Raw genomic sequence first — 16,010 nt, forward strand, 5'->3', positions numbered from 1 at the left:
TTACTTAATTTATCTCTTCCTTTGTAGTTCGTTTAATAAATATTACCTGCATTTTGATGGAAAATTAGTATTAATAAAGCAATCTTTCATCTTGCGTCTTGGGACGAAACAAAATCCATACCATTATTTATTCTGAGACTCCAAATAGTAGCCGCCTTTCTGTAAACAGAAAGGCGGTTAGCGCTGAGGTACTACGAATAAGCATCCATTGGTAGACAAGAACAAACAAAATTCCTGTCGCCAAAAGCTGCATCAATGCGACCAACAGCAGGCCAGAATTTATATTCACGAGTCCAAGGTGCAGGATAAGCAGCTTGTTCGCGGGAATAGGGATGTTGCCATTCTCCAGTAATCAGACTTTCAGCAGTGTGGGGTGCATTCTTCAAAACATTATCTTGAATATCCACCTTGCCTGATTCTATTTCGGCAATTTCTTGGCGAATCGAAATCAACGCATCACAGAAACGATCTAACTCTTGTTTCGATTCGCTTTCTGTTGGTTCCACCATGATTGTACCCGCCACAGGCCAGGAGACAGTCGGTGCATGGAAACCATAATCCATGAGACGCTTTGCGACATCATCGATTTCGATCGCCGCAGATTTTTTGAGCGATCGCAAATCTAAAATACATTCATGGGCAACTAGACCATTTTTCCCTTGATATAAAACCGGATAGTACGATTCCAGTTTCTTGGCGATGTAGTTAGCGTTGAGAATCGCTACCTTGGTTGCTTGGGTTAAACCAGCTGAACCCATCATCCCAATGTACATCCAAGAAATCACCAAGATACTCGCACTACCCCAAGGCGCAGCCGCCACAGCACCAATATGTGAGTGCTGAGTTGAGTCGTTAATAGTGACAACAACATGTCCAGGTAGAAACGGCACAAGATGAGCAGCAACACCAATCGGCCCCATACCCGGACCACCACCACCGTGAGGAATACAGAAAGTTTTGTGCAAATTCAAGTGACAGACATCCGCGCCAATATCTCCAGGACGGCAAATTCCCACTTGGGCGTTCATATTTGCCCCATCCATGTAAACTTGGCCACCGTGACTATGAACAACTGCACAGATTTCCTGAATTCCTTCCTCAAAAACACCGTGAGTTGAGGGATATGTCACCATTAAAGCGGCGAGTTCATTGCTGTATTTTTCTGCCTTGGCCTTCAAGTCATCAACGTCAATATTACCTTGTGAGTCACAGGCAACAGCCACTACCTTCATGCCGCACATCACCGCACTCGCTGGATTTGTCCCGTGTGCTGAGGTGGGAATCAAACAGACTTTGCGGTGTCCTTCTTTCCGATTTTCGTGATATTGGCGAATTACTAAAAGTCCGGCATATTCACCTTGAGAACCGGCATTTGGTTGCAGAGAAATTCCTGCAAAACCAGTAATTTCAGCTAACCATGCCTCAAGTTGCTCAAACAGAATTTTATAACCCTGTGTTTGTGACGCCGGGGCAAATGGGTGAATCTTGCCAAATTCTTCCCAAGTTACCGGAATCATCTCAGCTGTCGCATTCAACTTCATTGTGCAAGATCCCAAAGGAATCATTGATGTTGTTAGCGACAAATCCTTGCTTTCTAACTTGTGCAGATAGCGCAATAATTCTGTTTCTGAGTGATAGCGGTTAAAGACTGGGTGAGTGAGATAGGTGCTTTGACGAGGGAGGGGGAGATGGGGAGATGAGGAGATGAGGAGATGGGGAGAAAACCATTCTTCTAAGTTGAAAGGTAGTTCTTTGTCCCCTGCGAAAATTGCTAAGATGTCAAGCACATCATTTACTGTGGTAGTTTCATTTAGCGAGATACCAACAGCAGTTGTATCAAAAATTCGCAAGTTAATTTGAAGTTTTTCGGAGACTGCCAGAATATCTTCTAAGTTGTGTCTTCCCAGTTCTACTCGTAGCGTATCAAAGAAATGTTCAGAACTGATTTTGTAACCCAAACGCTTGAGTCCTTCTCCCAGCAACACTGTCAATGAATGGATATTCTGGGCAATTTGTTTGAGTCCAGTCGGACCGTGATAGACGGCGTACATACTGGCTATCACCGCCAGTAGCACCTGTGCTGTACAAATATTACTAGTAGCTTTTTCGCGGCGGATATGTTGCTCGCGGGTTTGTAAAGCCAGACGCAATGCAGGTTTACTCTGAGCATCTTTTGATACTCCAACAATTCGCCCTGGAACGAGCCGCTTGTACTCTTCCTTGGTCGCAAAGTATGCCGCATGAGGTCCCCCAAACCCCAAGGGAATACCGAACCGCTGGGTGCTGCCCACGGCAATATCAGCGCCAAATTCCCCAGGAGGGGTGAGCAAAGTTAGACTTAACGGATCTGCTGCTACCGTCACCAATGCACCCTTAGCATGGGCTTTTTCGATAAAAGCGCGGTAATCGTAAATGATGCCATCACTTGCAGGATATTGCAGAACAGCCCCAAAAATTGGTTGCTCGAAATCAAATGTTTGATGATCGCCGACAATAATCTTAATCCCCAATGGCTCAGCGCGAGTTTGCAACACATCAATGGTTTGGGGATGGCAATCACGAGAGACAAAATAGCCATTTGCCTGATTTTTAGAAACACCATAGCTGAGGCTCATGGCTTCTGCGGCGGCTGTGGCTTCATCGAGTAATGAAGCATTGGCAATTTCCAAACCTGTTAAATCGATAATCAGGGTTTGGAAATTTAGCAGCGCTTCTAATCGTCCTTGGGCAATTTCTGGCTGATAAGGAGTGTAGGCAGTATACCAACCGGGATTTTCGAGGATGTTACGCCCAATGACTGGTGGGGTAATACTGTCGTAATATCCCATACCGATATAGGAGCGGAAAACCTGATTTTTGTCAGCAATTTTTTTTAAGGATACCAGTGCTGCGTATTCACTTTCGGCTGCTGGTAACTTTAGCGGTTGGTTGAGCCGGATTGCCTGTGGTACTGTTTGGTCGATGAGGGCATCCAAGCTAGAAAATCCTAAGACTTCAAGCATTTGCTGGATGTCATGGGAGTTAGGGCCAATGTGTCTGGGCGCAAAACTACTTAACTTTTGACTCGTTTCGTCTAGGAGGCGATCGCTAGACTTGAAAATAGGAAGATTCAATACCACAAATTACTCTCCAGATGGTACTATTTCATATTTTGCAATAAATACTGATAACAAGTGAGTGTAATTTATCAATTTATCTAAATTTGATAACTTTTTTTTGGGACTGGGAAGGTGGGGTCCCCTCTGGGGATAAGGGGTAATGGGGACTAGGGACTGGGGACACTTCTCTGGGAGAGGCTGCGCCAACGACAAGCTCAGTGCATCGCTGGGGACTGGGGACTAGGGAAGAAGAGTTTTACCCTCTGCCCCTCTGCCCATCCGCCCCTCTGCCTCTAAAGCTACTCCCCTTCTACCAGGGCGCGATACTGATCCGCAGTCAAATCATCATCAACTTCACCAGGGTCATCGACGCGTACTTTCAAGAACCATCCTTCACCATAGGGGTCATCTGACACTTGTTCGGGATCGTCAATCAAAGTATCATTCCGTTCTATTACTGTGCCAGTCACTGGTGAATTCAGTTCTTCAACGGCTTTCACTGATTCAATTGTGCCAATCTTGTCTCCCTTGATAATAGCGTCGCCAACATCTGGCAGTTCCAAAAACACGATATCGCCCAATTCATTTACAGCAAACTGAGTAATACCTATGGTGGCAATGTCGCCATCTAGTCGCACGTATTCATGAGAATCCAAGTATTTGAAATCTTGAGGATATTCAGACATATCACTTCCTCTCCCTTATCAAAAAAATTATTGCCCCAACAGTCATGCAAGCCATATCCGGTAATGAACCTTAGTGTGGATTGAGTAACTCACAAGACATTATTCCTTAAAAACCTCAGCACTTATCAGTTAGTGACACGATTTTTTGACCGATAAAAGGGACGTTTAACTACAACTGCTGGATAAGCTTTGCCACGAATATCAACTTCTAACTGCTGACTGACCTTTGCTAGCGGGCTGGGAACGTAGGCTAAGGCAATGGGATAACCAAGTGTTAGCGACAGGGTGCCACTAGTTACTTCTCCCACAACTTTACCTGCGGATAAAACTTGGTAGCCATGACGAGCAATGTTACGTCCTTGGGTTTGCAAACCAACTAATCGGCGCTGCACTCCCGTGGCTTTTTGCTGTTCTAAAACCGCCCGACCAATAAAATCTCCTTTGGTATCTAAGTGGACTAACCACCCCAAACCTGCTTCTAAGGGTGTGGTGGTGTCATCGATATCTTGTCCGTAAAGTGCCATTGCTGCTTCTAGCCGCAGGGTATCTCTTGCACCAAGTCCACAAGGGACGACACCAGCATGATGGAGAGTTTGCCACAATTTTACTGCCACATCTAGATCTACCATCACCTCAAAGCCATCTTCTCCGGTGTAACCTGTACGGGCTAAGAAGGCGGGTTTACCTAGTAGCGTTGCTTCTAAATGTCCGAAGGCTTTGATTGGTTGTAAGTCTTCTTGTACTAAGGGTTGGAGATATTTAATCGCTTTTGTCCCTTGCACGGCAATTAAGGCTTTCTCTGGTGAAAGGTCTTGGAATTGCACCTCATTTTGATCGAGGTGTTGCAATAACCATGTTTTGTCTTTACCAGTGGTTGCAGCATTGACTATGATAAATGCCTTTTGTCTGCCAGTAGTATCTTCACCTTGATAATAAACAATGATGTCGTCAATAATTCCGGCTTGGGGATTTAACAAGACGGTGTATTGAGCTTGACCTGCTTGCAAGCGACTTAAGTTTGAAGGTACTAAAGATTGGAGTTGGGTAATGAGATTTTTACCTTGGAGGGTAAATTTGCCCATGTGAGATATATCGAACATACCAGCTGTATTTCTTACAGCTTCGTGTTCGCGGGTAATGCCACTAAATTGTACGGGCATTTCCCAACCACCAAAGCTGGTAAAACGGGCTTTGAGTTCTACACCGAGTTGATATAAAGGAGTTCGGGCCAAGGATTGGGCGTTGTCTTCTTGATTAGCCACAGGTATTTATGCGATCGCACCTCAACATCTATCTATCCTACGAGATGCTTTGGGCTTTTACAGAATAGTTTTCCGTAACAAACAAATGCTTCCATACTCAGCACTCTCCACTAAGGTTTAATAGTTAATGATGGAAGTGTTGAGATTTGTTAATTTAAGATTATGAAGTATCGGCAAATACTAGCTAGCTTTGTCTTAGCTATAGTTCTGTTTGTTTTTCCTCTCTCGGCGCAAGCTGCAAGTTCCTCTAGTATTACCCGTTCTGCTGGAGACGGCCTTAAATCCAAGGATTACTCTGGTCAAAGTTTAGTAGGGACTGAGTTTACCAATGTTGATTTAGAAAATGCTAACTTTGGCAATGCTGACTTACGCGGCGCTGTATTTAACGGTACTGTATTAGAGGGAGTAAATCTGCATGGTGCCGATTTTAGCAATGGCATAGCCTATTTAGCAAGGTTTAATAACGCTGATTTAAGTGATACGGTCTTGACTGAGGCAATGATGCTTCGTTCTACTTTTGATAATGTTGATATTACTGGCGCTGATTTCACGGATGCAGTTTTAGATGGGACGCAAATCAAAAAACTTTGTACTAAAGCAAGTGGTGTTAATTCTAAAACTGGTGTAAATACCCGTGAGTCTTTAGGATGTAAATAAAATCTGATCCTTTCTTGACTGAACTACTACGGTGTACACACAAGTCTCTTCAACTGCGCCTTAGTTGCATCGACCTGCGCCTTAGTTGCATTGACCTGCGTCTTTGTTGCATCGACCTGCGCCTTAGTTGCATCGACCTGTGCCTTAGGTGAATTCTCAGTAATAAATTACCATAGCCGTTGGTTTCGACTTCTCTGCGAGACGCTTTGCGAACGCTCAACCAACTGAGTGGTCGAGAGTTGAGCGAAGCGATGCACTGAGCGTAGTCGAAGTGTCGAAACTCGTCAACATAGGTATTTTTTTCATCAGAAATCACCTTAGTTGTATTGACCTGCACCTGAGAAACTTTCAAGAAATAAATTACCCAATCTTGTGGGGTGGGCGTCTCGCCCGCCCACATACAAGGGCGCTCATGTTGCCCACCCCACAAGAAGTAGTTGAGTATTTTTTTTATTTGTTAGTCCCTTAGATGCATTGACCTGCAAAATTAAGCTACTCTACGTTACGCAGCAACTTTAAAACACTCGTGTGTACACTGTAGTCTTTACTGAAGGGGGATTGGTTAGCTCACCCAGAGACCAAGAGAAAGAGAGAAAAAAAGGCGATCGCTGTTTGATGATTCCAGATAATATTTTTAGTTTCATATTTTTGTTCTAATGTCAAGACTAAATAGCGGCATTTGAGCTTCTGAAGATGAGGAAAAATGAAAATCTCTCTTGCAATCCCCAATACTTCGACTTCCCTCGGCCTCTTCGGCTTGGCGGTAGTTGAGCGTAGTCGAAACTCAGGGCAAGACGCTCAGTACAAATCCACTCGGCACGAGTCGCTGAGTACAAGTCCCCAACTAACAACAAGAGGCTTTTGCCAGAAGGAATTAGAATTAGGAAACACCTAGCTGGGTTCTTCTGACTTTTGAAATTAGGAGTGCATGTGTGCCAAAATCCCCTAAATATTTGCTGATTGGCTCAACTGAGACTTACAGCGGTAAATCTGCAACTGTTCTGGGTTTGTCTCATCAGCTACAGCAAAAAGGACTGGATATAGCCTACGGTAAACCGCTGGGTACATGCTTGAATTCGTCTAGCGGAGCTGTAATCGAGGAAGATGTCCAGTTCATCGCTCTTAGCCTCAATTTGCCGGAAAACCGCATTGCACCTACAATGCTGGCTTTGGATGAACTAAATGTGCAAAAACGCTTGCGTGGGGAAGACACAACCAATTATCAGCAGTCCCTAATACAGCAATATTTACAAATGTCCCAAGGTGATTTGGTTTTACTGGAGGGGCCTGGTGATTTGTCTGAAGGCAATTTATTTGACTTGTCTTTGCTGCAAGTGGCTGAAGTATTAGATGCTAGCGTGGTGTTAGTCGCCCGCTATAAATCGTTACTTTCAGTTGAGGGATTATTGGCTGCGAAAGGGCGTGTAGGCGATCGCTTAATTGGAGTTGTCATCAATGATATCCCAGTGACAGAGCTAAAAGCGGTTGACACTCTGCTACGCCCATTTTTGGAACAGCAGGGTATTCCAGTACTAGCAATGCTGCCAAATAGCGATTTACTCCGCAGTGTCAGCGTTGGCGAACTGGTCAAGCAGTTAAAAGCTGATGTTCTCTGTGGTAACGATCGCCTAGATTTGTTGGTGGAGAGTCTAGCAATTGGAGCGATGAATGTCAACTCCGCTGTAAAATATTTTCGCAAACGCCGAAATATGGCAGTGGTAACAGGGGGCGATCGGGTAGAAATTCAACAAGCTGCTTTGGAAACCTCTACCCAATGTTTAATTCTCACCGGGCAATTACCACCTCCACCGTTCATTCTCAGTCGCGCTGAAGAGCTAGAAATCCCCATCTTATCTGTTGACCTAGATACCCTCACCACTGTAGAAATTGTTGACCGCACTTTTGGGCAAGTTCGTCTTCACGAGCCGATTAAGGTTCAGTGCATTCGCCAGTTGATGTCCGAGCATTTTGACATTGACCGCTTGTTATCTAAATTAGGTTTAACTCCCGCAGCGGCATTGTCTTAGATCGATCAACTCAAATTATTAAGAGCATTAATGCTCACTTATCAGTTAGAAGGCTGTGTTTCTGGGGAAGGCACAGCCGGCTCACTGTCACCTCCCAAACGACGGCGTGCTGTTTCCCTCCGTCCTATAGCTGGGACGTGCTTAGTTGCAGCAGCTAATCCAAAGACAGGCATATCCCTCTTCTGTCACTTTCCGGTTATTCTAAATAAAAGAATAAAAAAAGAAAACCCTGAAAGGTAAGTAGGGCAATGGATGTAGAATTACAAATTTTGAAACATTTGGCAAGAGATGCTCACCCAACAGTTGCGACCATAGATGAATATTGTGCAGAGTATAAAGACCTGTTTAAAGAAGTAAGAAATTATGAATGCTTCAAATATTTACATCTGGGAATAATGTCACAAATTAAAAGAAAATCATTACCAGAGATAGCGAAAGTCGTAAGTATAAACTCCGCACAGTCATTACATCATTTTTTAGCCAATTCAGACTGGTCAGTAGATAAATTAAAACAACTAAGATTAAATAAACTTAAAAAAGCACTAAATGGAAATGCGATTACAGTAGTAATAGATGAAACCGGAGATAGAAAAAAAGGTAAAAAGACTGATTATGTAGCCAGGCAATATCTAGGAAGTGTAGGAAAAGTCGATAATGGAATAGTTTCAGTCAATGCCTATGGAGTTTATTCTAATATAACGTTTCCATTAACTGTAAAAGTATTCAAACCCAAAGGAACGTTAAAAGAGGAGGATAAATATAAAACTAAAATAGAGTTAGCGTCAGACATCATTACAGAATTAATTGAATCAGGTTTTAACATTAAACTGGTACTGGCAGATAGTTTATATGGTGAAAGTAGCCAATTTATTAGAAAAGTAGCTGAATATAAATTAGATTATGTCGTAGCAATAAGAAGTAATCATGGAGTCTGGTTGCCAGCAGGACAAAGCGTTAGGGCTAATAAGTGGTGTAAATTTGAAAGAACATTTAGCAATCAAAAATCAGAAACCCGATACATTAGGGAAATAATTTATGGTAAAAAAAGAGCCATAACTTACTGGGAAATAACTACTGACCCAGAAACCATGCCAGAAAATTCTACAACATTTGTGATGACAAATCTTCAAGGAAAACTCAAAAAAACTTTAGGCGATTTATATGGATTAAGAACCTGGGTAGAATATGGATTTCGACAGTGTAAACAGGAACTCGGCTGGACAGATTATCGGTTCACAAATTTTCAACATATAGAAAGGTGGTGGGAAATTATTTTTTGTGTGTACACAATGATTAGTTTAAATTCTCCAGCCTTCTTAAGCTTAAATAAATCTCGTCAAATTGAAGCTGAGGTTCAAAAAAATAGTGATGTTGATTTTTCTAATCATCAACAATGGAACCATGAATGCGGATGGAAAAATACTCTAAATAATCTGCGTCTCATTGCCCAACCACTCTTACTATTTTGGTTAATTTATCCCTGGATACATATTTTCCCAAATTCTAAATTATTGCTGGGATTCAATCAATTAATTAGTGCAATGAATCAATTTAAAACCTGTTATGCTTCTGGATAATTTCACTTTGTTACTACTTGCTTATCTCGGAGAGTGACAGAAGAGGGATATTGCCGTAAACAGCTTCATACCTTCCCGGTTCGATTAGATAAGTTTCGTGCCAAATACCAACACTGCCATCGACACCAATAGCTCGATTAAACCTTTGCCAAGCTTCTAGATGTGCATCTGCGGGATTTCTGGCAAAACGCTCTAAATCCTCGAACGATCGCCAATACTGAATTAATCCCACTCCTCGCCAGTAAACAAAAGTCTCTCCTCCTAAAAACCCTTTTTCAGGATTATGATTAAGGCTTTTTAGCATAGGGGACATTGCCCTGGCTGTGGGAATCCATTTGGAAAAAGCGAAGAATTTATTAATTCGCATCCCAATCAAAAATACAACAAAGGGTTCATCAATCTCAGCTGTAAATCGTCCCGGTATTACTTGAGGCATCTATGACTCCTGCTTCAGTTAATATGCAACTAATTGCATATAAATATCTTTATGCAATTAGTTGCATATGTCAAGTAATGAATTAAAAAATATGGCATTAGCGCACGCAATATTAGCTGCTCTTGTTGAAGCACCTTGTAGTGGGTATGATTTAGCAAAGCGATTTGATGGCTCAGTAGGCTTTTTCTGGTCAGCAAGTCACCAGCAGATTTATCGGGAGTTGTCGAAGCTAGAAGAGCAAGGATGGATCAGTTGCGAGTCGATTGTCCAAGCAGGACGCCCAGATAAAAAGCTCTACAAAGTTACAGACTTGGGAAAACAGCACCTCAAAGAGTGGATTGCTAAACCGAGTGAACCCACGCCGATTAAAGATGATTTGCTGGTGAAAATTTTTGCTGGTCATGTTGCTGATAACGGGACGATCTTGGCAGACCTAGAGCGTCACCAACAAGCACACGTCAAAAAATTATCTACATACAAGGATTTAGAACAAGAATACTTTCAAAATCCGCAAGATCTCCCAGAATCAGCCAAATTTCAGTATTTGACTCTCCTAAATGGTATTACCTATGAAACGCATTGGTTAGCTTGGTGCGATCGAGTAATGGAGTTACTAAACCCAAAAATTGAAAAATTGTAAGCAATGTCTAACCCAGTTTCCCCTCGCATCTACACGCTGTTTGGTAAAATATCTGGGTCGTTTAATCTGATTATCTTCATCTTTGAGCCAGTCAACAGACCTTATTAACCTCGATACATTAGCGCAAGAACTGGCGACAATCCAGCAAACGGGTTCTAAAAGAATTGCCTTGCTGGGTTCTCGTCACGTGCCGATTACGCATCAGAATCTTATTGAAATGATGACATATGCCCTAGTTTTATCGGGCAATCGAATCATTACTTCTGGTGCTACAGGTACAAACTCAGCTGCCATCCGGGGAGCAACGCGAGCCGATCCGAATTTGTTAACGGTGATTTTACCCCAAAGTCTGGAACGCCAGCCTTTGGAATCCCGACAGCAACTAGAACAGGTAATGCATCTAGTAGAAAATCCCAGTAATGATAATTTATCCCTTGCTGAGGCTAGTTACCTGTGCAACAAGGAAATTGTCTCTCGTTGCCAGCAGCTAATTTGCTTTGCGTTTCACGACAGCCGCACTTTGTTGCAAACCTGTCAAGATGCAGAAGAACAAAGAAAAGTGGTAACACTCTTTTACTTTGATTAGTCATTCGTCATTTGTCCTTTGTCCTACCGTGCGGGAAACCGCCGGCGCGTCTATCACATTCGACCAATGACTAATGACTAATGACCAATACTTCGGCTTCTCTGCGAGACGCTGCGCGTAGCTTGCTTCCCAGCAGGGGTACGCGGTAGTTGAGCGTAGTCGAAACTCAGTACAAGTGACTAAATTACTAATAACTAATGATAATTTTTTTGTACTCGATCGCTGCTGCTGCCGTTCTAATTTATGTGCCATTTTTGGTGGTAGCTTATGCCCGTATGCGTGTTGGGTACGATATGTCTGCCCCTCGCGCTATGTTTGATAAATTGCCACCATATGCTCAAAGAGCCACCTGGGCACATCAGAACTCCTTTGAAGCGTTTATGGTGTTTGCCGCAGCCGCATTTATGGCATACGTAACTGGTGTAAATTCTTCTACAGCAGTAACAGCTGCGATCGCCTTTGTGGCTGCACGTTTTCTATACTCAATTTTTTATATTTTGAATATACCCCTTTTGCGATCGCTGATGTTTGCCATTGGCTCCCTTGGCTCTGGCATTCTCATCTTACTAAGCATTATCCAAGCTAGTAGTTAATTGTGGGGGCAAGGGACTGGGAAGATGGGGAGATGAGGAGATGAGGAGACAATTTCACCCATCTCCCCATCATCCCACGTCTCCGGTGCCCCATACCCCATGCTCAATCCCCAATCTAAAATACTTTATGGCTTCTACTTTCTCCTTTGACGTTGTGAGCGATTTTGATCAACAAGAATTGGTTAACGCTGTCGATCAAGTTATACGAGACATCAAAGGTCGTTACGACCTCAAAGACACTCAAACTACTGTTGAGTTAGCTGAAGAAAGCATTAATGTTAGCACCGACAGCGAGTTTACCTTAAATTCTATACATGACATCCTGCGGGAAAAAGCCGCCAAGCGTAATCTTTCTCAAAAAATCTTTGAATTTGGCAAAGTTGAGTCAGCAAGCGGTAACCGTGTGCGTCAAGAAATTAAACTCAAAAAAGGCATTAGTCAAGAAATTGCCAAACAAATTTCCAAATTGATTCGCGACGAATTCAAAAAGGTACAAGCCTCAATTCAAGGTGATGCTGTGCGGGTTTCTGCCAAATCTAAAGATGACTTGCAAGTTGTCATGCAACGACTAAAACAAGAAGACTATCCTGTGGCTTTGCAATTTACAAATTATCGTTAATAAATTCGTAATTCGTAGTTAATCAGGACTTACGCAAATAAAGTTCCGAACTAGCGGTAATTCATGAATTACCGCTATGAAAAATCAGGTTTTTGAGAGAATTTTGCGTAAGTCCTAGTTAATAATTCAATTACGAATTACGAATTACTAACTTGTACTGTCCTTCGACTACGCTCAGGAACTGCGAAGTCGAAGTATTACGAATTATTTTAACCTCGTCCGCTAATACTTTTTTGAAATGCCGGACGCTCAGATAACTGCTTCATATAGTTCAACACCTCTGGGTAGGGGCTGAAGTCTAGCTTCAGTATCAAGGAAATATAATTTAGAATAGACCCCACTGCCACATCAGCAACAGTCAACTCATTGCCAACTAAAAAAGGTTGCTTACTGAAAATTTCATTTAACGAAGTCAACAAGCGAGGCATTTCCCGTTCCCGATTTTCCTCTCCAAAAAGCCCTGGCCCAAGCGTAGCATTAGCAAACAAAACCCATTGGGAAAATACAGCACGTTCCTCTGCTAAAAGTGGAGTTTTACTATACTTATCGGCAAGATATAGCAAAATTGCCCCAGATTCCCAAACCTGAAACTCCCCATCAACAATTGCTGGAACTCTTCCAAATGGGTTAATTGCCAAATATTCAGGTTTAAGATGTTCGCCTGTCTGCATATCCAGCTTAAGGAATTCGTAGGAAATTCCTAATTCTTCTAGATACCAGTGAACAATCGACGCACGACTTCGAGCGCCACCGTAAAGTTTTAGCATAATTACTTAGAGAACTTTGTGAGTGTGAGAATGCTGTTTAACGTTATCTTCTTTGGTAACAACTCTCGCGGCATTTAGCACCCGCTTACGGTCAATTGAATAGTTGAACTCAGTGTAGGTTGTACCTAAGGTAATGAGGGATTTTGCAGATTCACGACGCTTGTAGGTACGAGCTGCTGCAAATGCCCGTGGCATAAATTCCTCGCCAAACTGAGCCGATTCTGGGAAACCGTCTGGTACTACTTGTGAATCGCCATTCAACACAGATCCCAAAGTTGTTGCATAAGCCAGCTTATAGGAGGTAGGAATGCCCTTTAAGAGCGCTTCCAAAGCCGCAGAGGGAATCGGTTCTATAACTTCGATTTGATAAACTTCTCCATCTTCTTTGACGAAGCAAGTTGCCAAGCCGATAACAATGTAATCATCGGTTGCTAAATCAGGGGCATTGGGATAGGACATTGCAGTACTTTAAATTTATAAATTGGGCATTGGCACTTGTACTGAGCGGAGCCGTTGGTGTAGCCTCTCGTAGAGAAGTATTGTGGGCATTGGGCATTGGGAGTTTTGTTTTTACCCTTGTCACCTTGCCCCTATTACACTCTTGAATTGAGGGCTTGTTGGCATTCTAGTGTTTTGTCGCTTTCACTTGTACACGACGACGGAGATAAGGATAGCATTCAAAATGCTTCAAAAGCCCGGAAGTATAGCATTTTTAATTTTTAATTTAGCGTAGCGGTACTAGCACGGCGTAAATAAACCACCCATTCCAAATCAACGAAACGCTTACGCTGTATTCATTTTGAATTTTGTTAGTACAGCGTAAAGCCTTCTCTACGAGACGCTACACGAACGGCATAGCAACTCCTAGAGAGGCTGCGCCAAGGCTGAGAGTGATTCCACTTACTCCTCCGGGGATCTTGCTACGCTTTTAGCCTCTCGCAGAGAGCGTCATTTTTAATTCCGCTTTGGGGCACTAATCTTTGAGATTGATATTGGTTATTTCTGGAATTTAACTCAGGGATGAAGTATCTATGATTAGGTTTGAGGAGCAATTTTCTATTTAGGGCGTAGATTTTCAACTGGTGTGAGTGGTTAAGTTCTGTCTTGAGGTAGCTTTCAGGTAGCTCTAAATACTTTAAAAATAAACATAGTGGCAAAACTATCAGCGCGCAAAAACTAGAATTTTATTTTATAGAGTAGGCATTTCAGCCATAAATAAAGATGAATATTAACTCATTTTTAGCTTCCAACGATCGCCCAAAAAATCAATATAATTTTGTTGCAAATAATACAAGTAATAATCAAGAACAGAATATAAAAGATAGCAGTGAATCGCCTTTAGAGGACAGCTACTTGCGCTCTTGTGCTTTGAGGTTAGCTAAACAAGGAGATTATACTGAGGCGATCGCCCTTTTTAACCAACTAATTAGCCGTCATCCGTACAATGCCATTGATTATAATAACCGAGGGCTGATTTATTTCCAAAGCGGTGAAATGCAAAAAGCCTTTTGCGACTATAATATCGCCCTCAAACTGAATCCCTATTTAGCTAGCGCTTATAACAATCGAGCCAATTACTACGCTGCTTGTGGGAAATTAGCAGCAGCGCTTGCTGACTACGATCGAGCGATTAATTTTAATCCTTGCCATGTTCGAGCGTGGATTAACCGAGGCATTACTTTACGTGACTTAGGTGAATACGAACAGGCAATTGAGAATTTTGAGGCTGCACTGGTTTTTGGTCAGCTAGAAGGTCATATTTGGGCTGAACGCGGCAGAACCTACCATCTTTGGGGTGACTGGAATTGTGCGATCGCTGATTATCGTCGCGCTCTCACTCAATTGCCTTCTCTCAACAACAGTAAGGATATTACTGGTTATCGGTTGCGTTTACAACTCGAAAATTGGCTTAACGAGCTGCTATCTCCTGGGCGTCCCAATTGGTAGATGAGTTATTTTGGCTAATTCAAGATTCAAAAGTTGACTGATGACTGAAAACCTATCAACCGCCAACCGTGTCCCCTTTTAGGGATGGGATGAGCTTATTTTGAATTTTGAATTGCACCGTAGGAACGCTGTTATTTATTAGCAATAATATAAATTTACACCCGGTTTATACGTAGCCATAATCACAAGGAACTGAATAATTCCAAATTCCCAATTCGATATTTTTTTTAGGGTAATAAATCTGTTTGTTCAATTACTCTCCCATCCTGATTCATTAGTACTACCCGCCGCTGGCTGGGATCGAATCGGTATCCTTGTTCTTGCCTAATACTTTTGGCTTGCTGCGGATCGAAGTTACGGCTAAATTCTACCTGTAAACTATTGACATGTCCTTCCATCAGTTTCACTTCAGTATGGATTTCTCGCAATTTTTCTTGCTGTGACCAGTGAAAAGGCAAAAGTTGTACTAAGGCAGATCCGGCAACGGCTGTAATCAGAAAATTAACCGCTATCTTGGCAGTACTTTCCAGTGCCATCACCTGGTAAGAACGTTGACGAAGATGCCGCTTTGGTCGAGCAATGACCCGGCGTTTTTGTATCGGTTGTAACGGTGGTTGAGATGGTTGAATTGCGTTCATGATGCTAAAAAATAACCTCGCTTGGTGAAGAGAAGCACTGTAAAAAGCTCTCTGACGCTAATTACTGCTTTATTTAGCTGTCATATTACTTCATTTTTTGGAAATAGCTACAAGTGCTGTATGAGTTAAAAAATAACCTGGCTTACGTAAGTGCCAGTTCAGCAAAACTTAGGGTATAAAACCGTAAGCCTTGGGAAACTGCACCCCGTACTGCCAGGGTTATTAGCTTTTTAACTGTGTCACATCGTAGCCTTATTTGTAAAGTTCTGTGGCAAGACGCCAAGCTAGAACTCCTGGAATTAGTGCCACAACTAGAGCGATGTAGACTTGGCTATCTGAGATGGAAGATATCTGAGCAATGTACAGAGTATCTAAAATAGGCATGGCTGAAAACCTCCTAACCTGGAATAGATTTTGAACTGTTCGTTTACTACTTTTCCTTGTTTTGCCAAGATTGTGGAATATCTTGTTACAAGA

18 protein-coding genes are annotated in these 16,010 nt (G+C 42.4%); 8 read left to right on the forward strand and 10 right to left on the reverse strand.

The features are described 5' to 3' along the window. Window positions 1-191: 191 nt before the first annotated feature. From gcvP to gcvT, 3 genes are all read right to left on the reverse strand, one after another. On the reverse strand, window positions 192-3,119 hold the full coding sequence (gene gcvP / locus ACFG4S_RS12230; RefSeq protein ID WP_392535053.1) for an aminomethyl-transferring glycine dehydrogenase: 2,928 nt from the start codon (window positions 3,117-3,119) through the stop codon (window positions 192-194). Between the two features lie 278 nt (window positions 3,120-3,397). Continuing rightward, window positions 3,398-3,784 (reverse strand): glycine cleavage system protein GcvH, encoded by a 387-nt coding sequence (gcvH, locus tag ACFG4S_RS12235; protein ID WP_392535054.1) that lies wholly within the window; start codon window positions 3,782-3,784, stop codon window positions 3,398-3,400. 125 nt (window positions 3,785-3,909) lie between these two features. Further along, window positions 3,910-5,046: a glycine cleavage system aminomethyltransferase GcvT gene (gene gcvT / locus ACFG4S_RS12240; protein WP_392535055.1), complete on the reverse strand. Its 1,137-nt coding sequence runs from the start codon at window positions 5,044-5,046 to the stop codon at window positions 3,910-3,912. A 162-nt stretch (window positions 5,047-5,208) separates the two neighbouring features. Between gcvT and ACFG4S_RS12245 the strand changes: the two genes are divergently transcribed. Beyond that, window positions 5,209-5,703: a pentapeptide repeat-containing protein gene (locus tag ACFG4S_RS12245; protein ID WP_392535056.1), complete on the forward strand. Its 495-nt coding sequence runs from the start codon at window positions 5,209-5,211 to the stop codon at window positions 5,701-5,703. Between the two features lie 49 nt (window positions 5,704-5,752). Here ACFG4S_RS12245 and ACFG4S_RS12250 read toward each other — a convergent pair whose 3' ends face one another. Beyond that, window positions 5,753-6,103 (reverse strand): hypothetical protein, encoded by a 351-nt coding sequence (locus tag ACFG4S_RS12250; RefSeq protein WP_392535057.1) that lies wholly within the window; start codon window positions 6,101-6,103, stop codon window positions 5,753-5,755. 532 nt (window positions 6,104-6,635) lie between these two features. Between ACFG4S_RS12250 and ACFG4S_RS12255 the strand changes: the two genes are divergently transcribed. Continuing rightward, window positions 6,636-7,730, forward strand: coding sequence for a phosphotransacetylase family protein (locus tag ACFG4S_RS12255; RefSeq protein WP_392535058.1), 1,095 nt, complete (start codon window positions 6,636-6,638; stop codon window positions 7,728-7,730). A gap of 41 nt (window positions 7,731-7,771) precedes the next feature. Here the strand turns inward: ACFG4S_RS12255 and ACFG4S_RS12260 are convergent, their stop codons facing one another. After that, window positions 7,772-7,903, reverse strand: a complete 132-nt coding sequence (locus ACFG4S_RS12260) for a hypothetical protein (protein ID WP_392535059.1) — start codon at window positions 7,901-7,903, stop codon at window positions 7,772-7,774. Window positions 7,904-7,978: 75 nt separating this feature from the next. Between ACFG4S_RS12260 and ACFG4S_RS12265 the strand changes: the two genes are divergently transcribed. Beyond that, on the forward strand, window positions 7,979-9,307 hold the full coding sequence (locus tag ACFG4S_RS12265) for an IS701 family transposase (protein WP_392530294.1): 1,329 nt from the start codon (window positions 7,979-7,981) through the stop codon (window positions 9,305-9,307). A gap of 13 nt (window positions 9,308-9,320) precedes the next feature. Here the strand turns inward: ACFG4S_RS12265 and ACFG4S_RS12270 are convergent, their stop codons facing one another. After that, the gene (locus tag ACFG4S_RS12270; RefSeq protein WP_392535060.1) at window positions 9,321-9,743 is read right to left on the reverse strand and encodes a DUF4188 domain-containing protein; all 423 of its coding nucleotides are present in this window, start codon (window positions 9,741-9,743) and stop codon (window positions 9,321-9,323) included. Window positions 9,744-9,834: 91 nt separating this feature from the next. Here ACFG4S_RS12270 and ACFG4S_RS12275 point away from each other — a divergent pair, with 91 nt between their 5' ends. The 4 genes from ACFG4S_RS12275 to ACFG4S_RS12290 all read left to right on the forward strand — a co-directional run bounded on the left by ACFG4S_RS12275 (window position 9,835) and on the right by ACFG4S_RS12290 (window position 12,181). Continuing rightward, the gene (locus ACFG4S_RS12275; protein WP_392535061.1) at window positions 9,835-10,383 is read left to right on the forward strand and encodes a PadR family transcriptional regulator; all 549 of its coding nucleotides are present in this window, start codon (window positions 9,835-9,837) and stop codon (window positions 10,381-10,383) included. Window positions 10,384-10,465: 82 nt separating this feature from the next. Continuing rightward, the gene (locus ACFG4S_RS12280) at window positions 10,466-10,969 is read left to right on the forward strand and encodes a DNA recombination-mediator protein A (RefSeq protein WP_392535062.1); all 504 of its coding nucleotides are present in this window, start codon (window positions 10,466-10,468) and stop codon (window positions 10,967-10,969) included. Between the two features lie 197 nt (window positions 10,970-11,166). Next, a complete protein-coding gene (locus ACFG4S_RS12285) occupies window positions 11,167-11,562 on the forward strand; it encodes an MAPEG family protein (protein ID WP_392535063.1) in 396 nt (131 codons plus the stop codon). A 127-nt stretch (window positions 11,563-11,689) separates the two neighbouring features. Then, complete coding sequence (locus tag ACFG4S_RS12290) at window positions 11,690-12,181, forward strand: YajQ family cyclic di-GMP-binding protein (protein WP_392535064.1); 492 nt, start codon at window positions 11,690-11,692, stop codon at window positions 12,179-12,181. 209 nt (window positions 12,182-12,390) lie between these two features. On the opposite strand, the gene ACFG4S_RS12295 is transcribed toward ACFG4S_RS12290, so the two are convergent. Beyond that, window positions 12,391-12,948 (reverse strand): glutathione S-transferase family protein, encoded by a 558-nt coding sequence (locus ACFG4S_RS12295; protein WP_392535065.1) that lies wholly within the window; start codon window positions 12,946-12,948, stop codon window positions 12,391-12,393. 6 nt (window positions 12,949-12,954) lie between these two features. After that, window positions 12,955-13,407, reverse strand: coding sequence for a hypothetical protein (locus ACFG4S_RS12300; RefSeq protein ID WP_392535066.1), 453 nt, complete (start codon window positions 13,405-13,407; stop codon window positions 12,955-12,957). A 762-nt stretch (window positions 13,408-14,169) separates the two neighbouring features. On the opposite strand from ACFG4S_RS12300, the gene ACFG4S_RS12305 reads away from it, so the two are divergent. Beyond that, entirely contained in the window at window positions 14,170-14,895 is a 726-nt protein-coding gene (locus ACFG4S_RS12305) for a tetratricopeptide repeat protein (protein WP_392535067.1), read from the forward strand. A 227-nt stretch (window positions 14,896-15,122) separates the two neighbouring features. On the opposite strand, the gene ACFG4S_RS12310 is transcribed toward ACFG4S_RS12305, so the two are convergent. Beyond that, window positions 15,123-15,533 carry a hypothetical protein gene (locus ACFG4S_RS12310; RefSeq protein WP_392535068.1) on the reverse strand — a complete coding sequence of 137 codons (411 nt, stop codon included), beginning with the start codon at window positions 15,531-15,533 and terminating at the stop codon, window positions 15,123-15,125. Between the two features lie 252 nt (window positions 15,534-15,785). Next, a complete protein-coding gene (gene psaM / locus ACFG4S_RS12315; RefSeq protein ID WP_229559674.1) occupies window positions 15,786-15,875 on the reverse strand; it encodes a photosystem I reaction center subunit XII in 90 nt (29 codons plus the stop codon). Window positions 15,876-16,010 lie beyond the last annotated feature (135 nt).

Source organism: Nostoc sp. C117, assembly GCF_043099735.1.
In the GTDB taxonomy this organism is placed as follows: domain Bacteria; phylum Cyanobacteriota; class Cyanobacteriia; order Cyanobacteriales; family Nostocaceae; genus Nostoc.